The sequence below is a fragment of the Variovorax monticola genome (assembly GCF_051216855.1).
Taxonomy (GTDB): Bacteria; Pseudomonadota; Gammaproteobacteria; order Burkholderiales; family Burkholderiaceae_C; genus Variovorax.
In genome coordinates, this window is sequence record NZ_JBPJZP010000004.1 from 156,600 (window position 1) to 168,848 (window position 12,249).

Annotated in this window: 12 protein-coding genes; 3 read left to right on the plus strand and 9 right to left on the minus strand. The window is 69.6% G+C overall.

Going from position 1 to position 12,249, the window contains the following annotated elements; translation table 11 throughout:
- Nucleotides 1-41: 41 nt before the first annotated feature.
- Nucleotides 42-236, minus strand: coding sequence for a hypothetical protein (locus tag ACSFA5_RS15385; RefSeq protein WP_435444912.1), 195 nt, complete (start codon nt 234-236; stop codon nt 42-44).
- Nucleotides 233-1,423 carry a PepSY-associated TM helix domain-containing protein gene (locus ACSFA5_RS15390; protein ID WP_435444913.1) on the minus strand — a complete coding sequence of 397 codons (1,191 nt, stop codon included), beginning with the start codon at nt 1,421-1,423 and terminating at the stop codon, nt 233-235. Before ACSFA5_RS15390 ends, ACSFA5_RS15385 begins: the two co-directional genes overlap by 4 nt.
- Before the next feature lie 243 nt (nt 1,424-1,666).
- On the opposite strand from ACSFA5_RS15390, the gene ACSFA5_RS15395 reads away from it, so the two are divergent.
- Both ACSFA5_RS15395 and ACSFA5_RS15400 read left to right on the plus strand, forming a co-directional pair.
- Nucleotides 1,667-3,310, plus strand: coding sequence for a phospholipase D family protein (locus ACSFA5_RS15395; RefSeq protein WP_435444914.1), 1,644 nt, complete (start codon nt 1,667-1,669; stop codon nt 3,308-3,310).
- 12 nt (nt 3,311-3,322) lie between these two features.
- A complete protein-coding gene (locus ACSFA5_RS15400; protein ID WP_435444915.1) occupies nt 3,323-4,273 on the plus strand; it encodes a LysR family transcriptional regulator in 951 nt (316 codons plus the stop codon).
- Here ACSFA5_RS15400 and ACSFA5_RS15405 read toward each other — a convergent pair.
- The 7 genes from ACSFA5_RS15405 to ACSFA5_RS15435 form a co-directional block, all read right to left on the minus strand.
- Complete coding sequence (locus ACSFA5_RS15405) at nt 4,251-5,501, minus strand: Zn-dependent hydrolase (protein WP_435444916.1); 1,251 nt, start codon at nt 5,499-5,501, stop codon at nt 4,251-4,253. The two genes, ACSFA5_RS15400 and ACSFA5_RS15405, sit on opposite strands and share 23 nt — an antisense overlap.
- Nucleotides 5,502-5,633: 132 nt before the next feature.
- A complete protein-coding gene (locus tag ACSFA5_RS15410; protein ID WP_435444917.1) occupies nt 5,634-5,888 on the minus strand; it encodes a zinc ribbon domain-containing protein in 255 nt (84 codons plus the stop codon).
- Nucleotides 5,889-5,900: 12 nt separating this feature from the next.
- On the minus strand, nt 5,901-7,313 hold the full coding sequence (gene hydA, locus ACSFA5_RS15415) for a dihydropyrimidinase (protein ID WP_435444918.1): 1,413 nt from the start codon (nt 7,311-7,313) through the stop codon (nt 5,901-5,903).
- 27 nt (nt 7,314-7,340) lie between these two features.
- Nucleotides 7,341-8,276 carry a dihydrodipicolinate synthase family protein gene (locus ACSFA5_RS15420; protein ID WP_435444919.1) on the minus strand — a complete coding sequence of 312 codons (936 nt, stop codon included), beginning with the start codon at nt 8,274-8,276 and terminating at the stop codon, nt 7,341-7,343.
- 12 nt (nt 8,277-8,288) lie between these two features.
- Nucleotides 8,289-9,437 (minus strand): NAD(P)/FAD-dependent oxidoreductase, encoded by a 1,149-nt coding sequence (locus tag ACSFA5_RS15425; protein WP_435444920.1) that lies wholly within the window; start codon nt 9,435-9,437, stop codon nt 8,289-8,291.
- Nucleotides 9,434-10,882 carry an FAD/NAD(P)-dependent oxidoreductase gene (locus ACSFA5_RS15430; protein ID WP_435444921.1) on the minus strand — a complete coding sequence of 483 codons (1,449 nt, stop codon included), beginning with the start codon at nt 10,880-10,882 and terminating at the stop codon, nt 9,434-9,436. The genes ACSFA5_RS15425 and ACSFA5_RS15430 overlap by 4 nt, the downstream gene beginning before the upstream one ends.
- Entirely contained in the window at nt 10,875-11,201 is a 327-nt protein-coding gene (locus tag ACSFA5_RS15435) for a (2Fe-2S)-binding protein (RefSeq protein WP_435444922.1), read from the minus strand. The genes ACSFA5_RS15430 and ACSFA5_RS15435 overlap by 8 nt, the downstream gene beginning before the upstream one ends.
- Nucleotides 11,202-11,407: 206 nt before the next feature.
- Between ACSFA5_RS15435 and ACSFA5_RS15440 the strand changes: the two genes are divergently transcribed.
- Nucleotides 11,408-12,241, plus strand: coding sequence for a transporter substrate-binding domain-containing protein (locus tag ACSFA5_RS15440; protein ID WP_435444923.1), 834 nt, complete (start codon nt 11,408-11,410; stop codon nt 12,239-12,241).
- The last annotated feature ends 8 nt before the right edge of the window (nt 12,242-12,249 follow it).

Below are 12,249 nucleotides of genomic sequence, written 5' to 3' on the forward strand. Positions count from 1 at the left end.
TGCCACCCGCCGTGTCGCGGTGACGCGACGCCAAGGGAAAACTAGCGGGTGGGCGACTTTCGCCAGCCGAACCAGGCGCATACGACAACCGGAATGCACAGGGTGATCCAGGCCAGGATGTCGCCCAGCCCGCCGTCGCTGAACAACGCAGAGATCAGCCCGAAGGTCGTCAGCAGGCCCAGCGCGATCGGCCAGCCCCACATGCGCCAGAAGCCCTGGTGTTGGTGTTGCTTCATGCCTGCGCCTTCATGGCCGGTGCCGGCTCGGCCGGTGCGCCGCCGGGAACCCCCGGCTGTTCATGCGCCGCGGTCTTGCGGGACGCGGGCACGGGGTTGCCCCGCTTGAGCCACAGGTACAGCCCGCTGCCCAGCACGACGATGGTGGCGATATCGAGCAGCGCCCAGAGGATCTGCATCGGCATGCCGCCGTAGTCGCCGAAGTGCAGCGGCTGCGACACCAGCAGCGCCGTAAGGTACCAGGGCAGCTTCGGCGACGCGGTCACCTGGGCCGTCTTGGCGTCCACCAGCACCGGCTGGAAAAGCTTGGAGGTGAAGGGCTCGCTGCCGCGCACGAAGAAAGTGGTGTGGTGCGGGCTCGAGAACGAGGTGCCTGGGAAGGCGATGAACGACAGCTTCATGCCGGGCGCATGCTGCAGCGCGGCGTCCATCGAGCGCTGCACCGAGGCGCGCTCGTTCACCGCCACCACCGGCTCGTTCTTGTAGGGGGTGAGCAGCGCGCTGAGCTGGTCGTACTGCCAGTACTTGATGACCAGGTCGGCCCAGGTGTTGATCATGCCGGTGGAGCCCACCACGAACAGCCACACCAGCGTGACGATGCCCAGCAGGTTGTGCAGGTCGAGCCACTTCAGGCGCGGACGCTTCTCGCGGCGCACCGTGCCGAAGTCGAGCTTGCGCATGAAGGGCGAATACAGCACCACGCCCGACACGATGGCCACCAGCAGCAGCAGGCCCATGAAACCCAGGAAGAGCTTGCCCGGCAGGCCCGCGAACAGGTCGACGTGCAGCTTGAACATGACGTACATGAAGCCCTCGTCGAACTTCGGCTGCGCGAGGATGTCGCCCGTGCGCGCGTCGACCGCGACCGACTTGAAGTCGTCCGTGGGCGCCGGCGTGGGCGTGAGCGTGACGAACCACAGGCCGTCGTCGTCCTCGGGCTGCGAGGCGAACTGCACCACGCGGTCGGGGTGCTTGGCCTTGGCGATGTCGAGCACGCGGTCCAGGCTGATGTGGGGTGTGCCGGCCGGCATCTTCGGAGCCTCGACCTCGGTGCCCAGCAGGTGGCCGATCTCGTGGTGGAAGATGAGCGGCAGCCCCGTGAGGCACAGCAGCAGCATGAACACCGTGCACACGAGGCTGCTCCACTTGTGCACCCAGGCCCAGGTCTTGATTTTTCGGCTGTTCATGTCGCGGCGGCTGTTTTCGGGGGGAACGTTGATAGAAGCGGTATCCGGCAGCGGCGGGCGGCGTTGAAATGACGATGCAGCTTCGCGGCACGCCGCCAGCCTCGTCATTCGACGCCACCCCACAACACAATCGAGAACCATTCTCATTTTAGATGAGACTGTTTCCTGTTCGTCCAATCCCCAAGGCTGCGCAGGGGGTTGCGTTGTGAAATTGCGTCTTCTTTTCGAGGCGAAACAGCTACCATGCCGCCCGCACGCCCCCGTGCGTTCGCGGCCCTCATGTTCAAGCTCATTGCCCTTCTGTCTCCCGTGTTGCGCGGTCCGGCCTTGCGCCTGATGGCCATGGCCATGGCCGCGGCTTTGGCGCTGGCAGGCTGCGCCGGGCTTCCCCCGCGCATGCCTGAGCCGCCGGCCTTCGCCATTGCTTCCTCCGCGGCCACCGAGCTCGGCCGCGCGGCGAGCAGCCTCAATTCGCCGCCCGACGGGCTGTCCAGCATGCGCCCGCTGATCGAGGCCTCCTTCGCGCTCGACGCGCGGCTCGAACTCATGCGGCGCGCCACGTCCTCGCTCGATATCCAGACCTACCAGCTCGGCAACGACAAGACCGGCCGGCTGCTGCTGCGCGAAATGCGCAATGCCGCCCGGCGCGGCGTGCGCGTGCGGCTGCTGCTCGACGACTTCTACACGGCCGGCATGGACCCCCTGCTGCTCGGCCTGGCCGCCGAGCCCAACGCCGAGGTGCGGCTGTTCAACCCATTCGTGAATGCGCGCGACCATTCGTCGGGGCGCTGGCTGGAGTTCTTCGGCGACTTCCGCCGGCTCAACCATCGCATGCACAACAAGCTGTTCGTGGCCGACGGCGCCATGGTCATCGCGGGCGGGCGCAACCTCGCCGACGAGTACTTCCTGCGCAGCGAGAGCGCGAACTTCATCGACTTCGAGTTGCTCATGGCCGGCCCGGTGGCCCCCGAGTCCGCCGCCATCTTCGACACCTATTGGAACAGCGACGTGGTCTACCCCCTGCGCAGGGTGGCCAGCACAAGCCGCACGCCGCAGGCGCTGAAGGCCGATTTCGAAGAAGCGACCTCCCCGGCCCACGCCCCCTCGCCCGACCCGCTCCCCATCACCGACCTGCTCGGCGACCTGCCGCTGGGCGCGCAGCTCGCCGACGTGGCAGAGCTGAAATGGATGCGCGCCGAGGCGCACGCCACGGCCGACAGCCCCAACAAGGCACTCGGCGTCATGACGCAGCCCACGGAATCGCTGGCGCATCGCTTCCATGAAATGCTGGCCACCGCGCGCTCGAACGTGGTGGTGATCTCGCCCTACTTCATTCCGGGAGACGAGGGCATGGAGCGCATCCGCATGGGGCGCGAGCAGGGGATCAACATCACCGTCATCACCAATTCGCTGGCCGACAGCGACGAGCCGCTGGTCAACATCAACTACAACCGCTACCGCGTCGACATGCTCAAGCTGGGCGTGAACCTGTACGAGGTCAGCACGCAGCAACTGCGCCGCGCCGGCCAGTTCCGCACCCTGCTGAAAAAGGCCCGCGGGCGCCTGCACGCCAAGCTGGCGCTGGTCGACCGGCAGTGGGTGCTGCTCGGCTCCATGAACCTCGATCCGCGCTCGGCACTTTTGAACACCGAGTTCGGCGTGCGCGTGCGCAGCTTCGAGCTGGCGCAGGCCCTGCTGTTCGCCTACCAGCTCGACGACATCGAAGGCGTGTACCGCGTGACCTTGAACCCCGACGGCCAGAACGTGCAGTGGGTCGGCACCGGCGACGTCGACAACGAGGTGCTCGACAGCGAGCCCGACTCCAGCATGCTCACGCGGCTGCAGCTGCTGCTGTTTTCGTGGTTCGTGCCGACCGACCAGCTGTAGCAGCGCACCGCCATGCGATCCATGGGCAACGAACCCGACCTCGCCATCAATTTCGAGCAGTTGCGCACCTTCGCGCTGGTGCTCGAACTGGGCAGCTTTTCCGCCGCGGCCGACCGCCTGGGCCTGACACAGCCGGCGGTCAGCGTGCAGGTGAAGCAACTCGAAAGGCGCCTCGGCGTGCGCCTGATCGAACGGGTGGGCCGCCGTGTCGGCCCCACGCCCGCGGGCACCGACCTGATGGCGGAGCTGCCCCAGGTGGTGGCGGCGCTGTCCAACGCGATCAATGCGGCCACGTTCCATTCGGCGGGCGTGGCGGGCCGCGTGCGGCTCGGCACCGGGGGCACCAGCTGCCTCTACCTGTTGCCCCCGGCGCTGCGCGACCTGCGCGCGCGCTATCCGCTGCTCAACATCATCGTGAGCACGGGCAACACCGAGGGCTACGTGCGGCGCGTGGAAGACAACACGGTCGACGCCGCGGTGGTCACGCTGCCGGTCAGCTCGCGCGCGCTGGCCGTCACGCCGATCCTGCACGACGAGTTCGTGGCCATCTGCCAGCACGGCAGCATCGACTGGCCCGCCGAGGTGACGGCGGCCATGCTCGGCGCGCTGCCGCTCGTCAAGTTCGTGTCGGAAGCCAGCGCGCGCAGCCTCGTCGACGACTGGCTGCGGCGCGGCGGATGCACCTCGCCGCCGGTGATGGAGTTCGACAGCGTCGAGGCCATCAAGGCCATGGTGGCGGCCGGCCTGGGGGTGGCGATCCTGCCGAGGATGGCGGTCACGGGCCGGGGGCACCACCCCGAGCTCGACCTGCGCGCGCTGCACCCGCCGCTGCACCGCACGCTGGCGCTGGTCACCCGCAACGACAAGCCGCTGAGCAAGGGCCTGCGGCAGGTGATCGACGCGGTGCTCGCGGCGGGGCAAGCCTTCGAAGCGGCGGCGGCTAGCGTGCGTCCAGCAGCCTGAGCGTTTGCGCCAGCACCCGGGTACCGGCGGCCACCTGCTGCTTGCTCGCCCACTCTTCCTGGCAGTGGCTGCGGCCGTCCAGGCAGGGGATGAAGATCATCCCCATCGGGCCCGTGGCCGCGACATGCATCGCGTCGTGGCCGGCGCCGCTGGGCAGCGCACGGTGCGCCAGCGCCAGGCCGTCGGCGGCCCGGGCCACGGCCTGCATGACGATGTCGTCGCACCGCGTGGGCGGCGTGCGCGTCAGGGGTGCGGCGCTGCAGGCGACGCGCAGCCGCAGGAAGTCGTCGTGGCACAGGGCCATCACGCGCTCGGGAAAGTCGTCGAGCACCGTCTGCGCGTTGCTGCGCACCTCCAGCACCATGTCGACGCGGCCGGGCACGGCGTTGGGCACGTTGGGGCTCATCGAGAGGCGCCCCACCGTCGCCACCACGTAGTGCGGGTGGCCGTCCATGGCGCTGGCTTCGCGATGCACCGCGTCGATCAGCCGGGCCGCGCCCACGAGCGCGTCGCGGCGGATGTCCATCGGGGTGGTGCCCGCGTGGTCGGGCTGGCCGATCACCGTGAACGCGACGCGGCGGATGCCCACGATGTCGGTGACCACGCCGATCGGCAGGCCCTCGCGCTCCAGCACCGGCCCCTGCTCGATGTGCAGTTCCACGAAGGCGGCGATGCTGCCGGGTCCGCGGGCCGCGCTGGCCAGGTCGTCGGGCCGTGCGCCGATGCGCACCATGGCCTGCGCGAGGCTTTCGCCGGCCTCGTTGCAGGCGCCGAGCATGGCCGCGTCCAGCGTGCCGGCGAAAGCACGGCTTCCCACGCACGAAATGCCGTAGTCGCTGGGCTCTTCCGAAAGAAAGTCGATCACTTCGAGCGGATGGCGCAGCAAGACGCCGCTTTCGTGCAGCGACTGCGCCACCTCCAGCCCCGCCAGCACGCCCAGGATGCCGTCGAAACGGCCACCGCCCACCACGGTGTCGCAATGCGACCCGGTGACCAGCGGCGCCAGCCCGGGCTCGGTGCCCTCGCGGCGCCCGGTCAGGTTGCCGGCGGCGTCGAGGTGCACGGCAAGCCCGGCTTGCGCGAACTCGCCGCGCAGCCATTGACGGCCTTGGTCGAACTCGGGCGAGAAGGCGCGCCGCGTCCAGGGAACGTCAGGGCGGGTGAAGGAGGCGAGTGTTTCGAGGCGCTGCCAGAGGCGATCGGCCTGGATGGGGAGGGTGAAAGGCATCCCCGTATGGTGACGCGCACGGCGCGTTCCATGAAGCGCGACCGGGTAATGCGGGCCATAAAGAATTTTTTACCCGCCCTCTGACAAGCCCGCCGACGAAACCGGGCAACGCGCAAGAGACCGCTCGACGGTTCACGCGCTGGCAGGCGGACAGCAGGCGCAACCGCCACCCGGGCGCAGGCGCCGGTAGCTCGACGCATCGCCGTGTGCCGCCGCGCGGCCTGAAGCGTCCTGGCTGCGCCGGGTGCCCAGCGAGTGCGGCACGCTCAACGCGCGGCCCGACGACGCGCCGCATGCGGGGCAAGGCGCGGGCCGGTCGAACAAGGCCATCGGCCGTCGCTCGACGAAGGGTCCGCAGCGCGCGCAGGCGTAGTCGTAGGTGGGCATGCCGCGTGCCGGCTACCAGCCGCCCGATTCCCCGCGCGCCACATAGCGGCCGCGGCCGGCCTTGCCGAGCCACCGCTCGCCGTCGACGATGAGTTCGCCGCGCAACAGCACCTTCTTCACCTGCCCCGTCACGCCGTGGCCTTCGAACAGCGTGAAATCGCAGTTGCCGTGCTGCGTCTTCGCCGAAATGACGTGCTGCGCGTCGGGGTCGAAGATCACCAGGTCGGCATCGCTGCCGACGGCGATGGTGCCCTTCTGCGGAAACAGGCCGAACAGCTTCGAGGGCGCCGTGGACACCAGCTCCACGAAGCGGTTCAGCGAGATGCGGCCCGCGCGCACGCCGCCGTCGTACAGGGTCGGCATGCGCGTTTCCACGCCGGGCACGCCGTTGGGGATCTTGGAGAAATCGTTCTGGCCGTACGGCTTCTGGTTGATGCGCCCCAGGTGCCCTTCCTTCATGCAGAAGGGGCAGTGGTCGGTGGACACCAGTTGCAGGTCGTCGGTGCGCAGCGCGGTCCACAGGGCCTGCTGCGACTCCTTGGAGCGAAGGGGCGGGCTCATCACGTAGCGCGCCAGGTCGAAGTCTTCGCTGTCGTAGGCGCTGTCGTCGAAGAACAGGTAGTGCGGGCAGGTTTCGGCGAACACCGGCACCCCCATGTCCCGCGCCTCGACCACGTGCCTGAGCGCTTCCTTGGCCGAGAGGTGCACGAAGTACACGGGGGCGTCGGCGAGCTCGGCCAGCTTGATGCCACGGTGCGTGGCCTCGCCCTCCATGATCGCCGGGCGCGTGAGCGCGTGGTACTTCGGTGCGGTGTGGCCCTGGGCCAGCGCCTCCTTGATGAGCAGCTCGATGATGGTTCCGTTCTCGGCGTGCAGCGCGATCATGCCGCCGTGCTGCCCGACCATGCGCATGGCCTGGAAGATGGCCGCGTCGTCGACCATCACCGACCCCGGGTAGGCCATGAACATCTTGAAGCTGGAGACACCCTCATGCCGGATCGCATGCTGCATGTCGGCCAGCACCTGCTCGTCCACGCCGGTCACGATGACATGGAAGCCGTAGTCGATGCAGGCCCCGTCGGCGCCTTTGGCGCGGGCGCGTTCGATGGCCTCGAGCACGCTCACGCCCTTGCGCTGGAAGGCGAAGTCCACGATGGTGGTGGTGCCGCCGAACGCGGCCGAGCGCGTGCCCGACTCGAAGCTGTCGCAGGTGGTCGAGTCGCCGAAGGTGTTGTCCATGTGGGTGTGGCAGTCCACCCCGCCCGGCAGCACCAGCATGCCGGCGGCGTCGATGACCTCGACGCCGGGCCCGACGTCGAGCGCGCGGCCGATGGCGACGATGCAGCCGTCGTCGATCAGCAGGTCGGCGGTGTAGTCGTCCACGGCCGTGACGATGCGGCCGTTGCGGATGATCTTGCGGGTCATGGTGGGTTCTCCGGGGTTCGGTTCAGTTCATGCGGACACGCCGGCTTCGGCCAGCGCGCGCTCCAATGCGGCCACTTCCTCGCGCGGCAGCGGGCCCAGCGGCGCGCGCATGGCGTCGCTCGGGAAGCGGCCCAGCAGCTTCAGGCAGGTCTTCAGGCGCGCCGTGGCGTAGCCGCCCGGCGCCGTGCCGTAGATCGCCCTGGCGAGCGGATAGATGCGTTCGTTGAGGCTGCGCGCCGTTGCGAGATCGCCCCGCCTCATCGCAAGGTCGAGGTCGATCACCAGCTCGGGCACGACCGCGGCCAGGCTCACCAGGCTGCCTTCGCTGCCGACGGCGAAGCAGGTCAGCAGGTGCTCGTCGCCCGAGGCCATCATGGCGACGTGCGGCGCCACGCGCTGGACCAGCCGGCGGTTGGCCTCGTAGGCCGCGGCCTCCCAGCTGCCCTCCTTGACGCCGACCACATGCGGCAGCTGCACCAGCTCGGCCAGCACCTCGGGGCGATAGCCCAGGGTGCCCGCATTGACGCCGGCCTGGTAGAGCATCAGCGGCAGGCCGGCGTTGGCGTTGGCGATCCGGTGGTGCGTCACGGCCATGCGCGCGTCCTGCGAGAGCGCCCACGAGAACGGCGGAAAGACCAGCACGGCGTCGGCCCCCGCGGCCTTTGCGTCGTCGACGTGGCGCCGGGCCTCGAAACTGTCTTCGGCGTTGATGCCGCACACCAGCAACGAGCGCGTGCCGCAGACCTCGAACGCGATCTCGGTCACACGGCGCTTTTCTTCTCGCGAGAGCGTGAAGTTCTCGCCGGCGTGGCCGTTGATCAGCAGGCCCTTCATGCCCGGGACGCGGGCGTTGGCGTCCAGGTGACGCGCCAGCGTCGCCTCGTCGATGCGGCCGTCGTCGTGCAGCGGGCACAGGGTGGCGGCATAGATGCCGTGGAAAGCGTCGGGTTGTTCAGGAATCATGGCAACGGGGTGTCAAGCGCCGGGCATCGGCATGCCCAGCAGGCGGGCGGGATCGAAAAGAGGCAGGTCGGGTGTCTGCCCGAGGATGTGCTGGGCCATGATCCGGCCCATGAACGGGCCGCTGGTGTAGCCCGAATGGGCGCTGCCGACCACGTAGGCCCGCGGCACGCCGGGCACGTCGCCGACGATCGGCATGGCGTCGGCGGTCTCGGCCTCCAGGCCGAGCCAGATGCGCGCGATGCGGGCTTCGGCCAGGGCGGGCACGGCATAGGCGGCCAGGCGCATGTTGCCCACCAGGTTCTGCGCGCGCACCTCCACGCCCCCGCGCTCGCGGTCGCCCTCGCCCTGCCAGCCGCCGCCGATGAGCACGGTGCCGTTGGCGAACTGCTTGAGCGACAGCAGCCCGTTGGCCACGCTGAGCACGGTGCGCATCACCGGCCGGATGCGCTCGGTCACGATGAGCTGGTTGACCAGCACCTTGATGGGAATCCGCACGCCGAGCCAGGCCAGCATGTCCTGGATCCACACACCGCCCGCGAGCACCACGCGCGCCGCCTGCAGGGGCGCTCGGCCCGCCGTGCCGGCGAAGCGCACGACGTGGCCCGCGTCGCCGGAATCGACGGCCTCGACGGGCGCGTTCTCGATCACCTCCACACCCGCGACGGTGAGCGCATGGCGAAAGGCGCGGCCCGTGAGGTAGGCGCTGGCGAAGCCGTCGATGTCGCAGTACCCCGCCTTCAGCAGGCCGGGGTGCACGCCGGGCTCGATCTCTCGGGCGCGCGCCGCCGAAATGACTTCGATGGGCGCGCCGTAGTCGCGGCGCGCCTTGGCGCGCAGCTCGACCAGCTCGCACTCGGCCTCGGTGAAGGCCAGGGTGAGGCCCGGCACGTGGGTGGCCAGCACGCCCATGCCCAGCCATTGCTCGGCGTCCATCCACATCTGCCAGGCGCGCATGGCATAGGGCACCAGCGCGGCGCGCGTCATGTGCAGCGTCAGCGTGCCGGCGTTGACGCCGGACGCCTCGCGGCACAGCGGCCCGCGGTCGACCAGCGCGACCCGCATGCCGCCTTGCGCCAGATGCAGCGCGGTCGAGCAGCCCATGACGCCGCCGCCGATCACGACCGCGTCATGGGCCGAAGGGGAACCCGCGCCGCGACTCACAGCGGGGCCGCCTTCGGAATGGGAATGTCGGCGTAGGTGTAGTCGCCGGCCACCTCGGCGAGCGAGACCGGCCGCAACGGCGCCCGGCCGGTGAAGCAGCCCGCGGCTTCGCGGCTGCCCACGTGGGCCGCGAGCAATGCGCCCGCGACGTCGCCGCAGGTGCGCCCCTGGCAGGGGCCCATGCCGCAGCGCGTCCAGGCCTTGAGCTGGTTCATGTCGCGCGCCCCGTCGCGCGCGGCGGCGTCGATCTCGCCGCGGGTCACGTCCTCGCAGCGGCAGACCACCGTGTCGGGCGCGATGCCCGCGAGGCTGCCTTCGCGCAAGGCCATCAGGCCCGCCATCGCGCGCCCGAAGCGCGCGGGCTTGCGCCACTGCGCGAGCAGGCGATCGCGCAGCGCCGCATGCGCGCCGGGCGCCAGCAGCCCCAGGTCACGGGCGCAGGCCACGGCCGCAAGCTCGCCCTGGGCGCCGGCCGCGGCGGCACCGGCAATGCCCGCCCCGTCACCGGCGACGTACAGGCCGGCGACGGAGGTGCGGCCCTCGTCGTCGGCGTGCGCGATCCAGCCGCCGCGCGCCGCGTCGTAGCGATGGCGCGCGCGCAGCAGCCGGGTGACGTCGGTGCCGGGCACCAGGCCGTGCCCCACCGCGACGCTGTCGGCCTCGATGACCGAATGCGCGGCGCCCGGCACCGGCGCACCGGTAGCGTCGACCTGCTGCACGCGAACCCGAAACCCATCGCCGAGCGCCTCGACCGACGCGATACCGTGGCGATAGCGCATCGGCACCCCGGCCATGCGCAGGCGCGCCTGCCATTGCAGCCCCTGCCACAGCAGATCGGGCCGACCGGCCAGCGAAGGCAAGGTTCGCAGCCAGTCCGCCCGGCTCGCGAGGTCCAGCACCGCGGCGACCTCGCCGCCGACCTTGAGGATGCCGCTCGCCACGGCCAGCAGCAGCGGGCCGCTGCCGGCGACCACCGTGCGCCGGCCGGGCAGCATGTTCTGCGACTTGAGAAGGAGGGTGGCCGCGGCCAGGCCGATCACACCGGGCTCGGTCCACCCGGCGAAGGGCACGACCCGCTCGATGGTGCCGGTCGCCACCAGCAGGGCGCGCGGCTGCCAGCTCACCACGCCGCCGGGGCCGATGAGGTCGGTGCGCAGGCTGCTGCCCACGTTCCATACCTTGTGGCCGAACAGGCAACGCACGCCCGCGCGGCGCAGCTCGGCGCGCAGGGCGTCGCCCTGCATGGCCTCGTCCGACGGCCGGACGCCGGCGGCCCGCGTGAAGCCCGGCGGCAGCGCACGCCACACCTGGCCACCCGCGTCCGGGTTCTCGTCGACCAGCAGCACGTCGAGGCCGCAGGCTTGCGCGCGCAAGGCAGCGCGCGCACCGGCCGGACCTGCACCGATCACCAGCAGGTCGACGGGCGAAGGGAGCGCTTCAGCCAAGGCGCTGCTCCCGGAAGCCGAGGGATTCGATGGCCAGGCCCGCCGCCACCGGCACCTGGCAGGCCGGCAGCTTGCGTTCGCCGACCCACACCAGGCATTCCTGGCAGGAGCCCATGAGGCAGAACATGCCGCGCGGCGCACCGTTGCGCGGGCTGCGCCGCAGTTCGCGCCGCCCCGCAGCCAGCAGCGCCGCCGCGACGCTTTCGCCTTCGAAGGCGTCGACCAAGCAGCCGTCGGCCATGAAGTGCACCGCGGGCCCGCGCCGCACCGCCCGCTCGTCGCGCAGCGAGGGCATTGCAGAAGTTGAGCTTTTCGTCATGAAAGGAAGTGGCCGGATGAACAGGCGAACCCGAAGCGAAAACCCGGACTGGACCGATGGAATTTTATTGTATACATTCAATATATAAATCTTATATTTTTTGCAGACAACACGCCATCTGGCATTCGTCTTGCATCCGTCCACCCGGCAATACGGAGCGCTTCGGCGGCTCCGGATCAACCTTCAACCTCTAGGAGTCTTTCTCGATGAAGCAAACAAGGAACGCCGTTCGCCGCACCTTCCTGGTGGCCGGTTCGCTCGCGCTGGGGTCGGCCCTGATGGGCCTGCCGATGGCCAGTTCGGCCCGCACGCTCGATGAAATCGTGGCCAGCAAGAAACTGGTGGTCGGCGTCAATCCGACCCTTCCGCCGCTGGGCATCTTCAACGACAAGAACGAGATCGACGGCTTCGACGTCGACATCGCGCGCAAGCTCGGCGAGCTGCTGGGCGTCAAGACCGAAATCGTGCAGGTCGGCTCGCCCGACCGCATTCCCTTCGTGAGCAGCGGCAAGATCGACGCCGTGCTCGGCGCCATGACCATCACGGCCGAGCGTCAGAAGGTGATCGACTTCACCGTGCCGCTGCACACCGAGGTGCTGGGCGTGCTGACCACCAAGGCCAAGCCCTACAAGGACTGGATGGAGCTCAACGATCCGGCGGTCAGGCTGGTCGAGGTGCGCGGCGCCACGCCCGTGAAGCTGGTGCAGGAAAAGCTGCCCAAGGCGCAGTTGCTGCTGCTGGACAACTACCCCGACGCGGTGCGTGCCATCGCCCAGGGCCGCGCCGACGCGATGATCGACGTGATGGACTTCATGACCGAGCACACCGCCAGGCACAAGATCGACTGGCGCATCGTGGACGCACCCATCGAGGTCTACTTCTGCGGCATCGGCGTGCAGAAGGGCAACGACGCGCTGCGCGAGAAGCTCACCGGCGCCATCAAGGAAATGCACAAGAGCGGCTATGTGGACGAACGCTGGAAGAAGTGGTTCGGCGGCCCGATGCTGCACGACCCGCGCACCGCGCCAAGCTACAAGTAAGGACGCAG

Coding starts and splice junctions, on each gene's coding strand:
- hydA (WP_435444918.1), bottom strand. CDS start 7,313: ATGACCCGCAAGATCATCCGCAACGGCCGCATCGTCACGGCCGTGGAC.
- ACSFA5_RS15440 (WP_435444923.1), top strand. CDS start 11,408: ATGAAGCAAACAAGGAACGCCGTTCGCCGCACCTTCCTGGTGGCCGGT.
- ACSFA5_RS15400 (WP_435444915.1), top strand. CDS start 3,323: ATGCGATCCATGGGCAACGAACCCGACCTCGCCATCAATTTCGAGCAG.
- ACSFA5_RS15410 (WP_435444917.1), bottom strand. CDS start 5,888: ATGCCCACCTACGACTACGCCTGCGCGCGCTGCGGACCCTTCGTCGAG.
- ACSFA5_RS15405 (WP_435444916.1), bottom strand. CDS start 5,501: ATGCCTTTCACCCTCCCCATCCAGGCCGATCGCCTCTGGCAGCGCCTC.
- ACSFA5_RS15390 (WP_435444913.1), bottom strand. CDS start 1,423: ATGAACAGCCGAAAAATCAAGACCTGGGCCTGGGTGCACAAGTGGAGC.
- ACSFA5_RS15420 (WP_435444919.1), bottom strand. CDS start 8,276: ATGATTCCTGAACAACCCGACGCTTTCCACGGCATCTATGCCGCCACC.
- ACSFA5_RS15435 (WP_435444922.1), bottom strand. CDS start 11,201: ATGACGAAAAGCTCAACTTCTGCAATGCCCTCGCTGCGCGACGAGCGG.
- ACSFA5_RS15385 (WP_435444912.1), bottom strand. CDS start 236: ATGAAGCAACACCAACACCAGGGCTTCTGGCGCATGTGGGGCTGGCCG.
- ACSFA5_RS15395 (WP_435444914.1), top strand. CDS start 1,667: ATGCCGCCCGCACGCCCCCGTGCGTTCGCGGCCCTCATGTTCAAGCTC.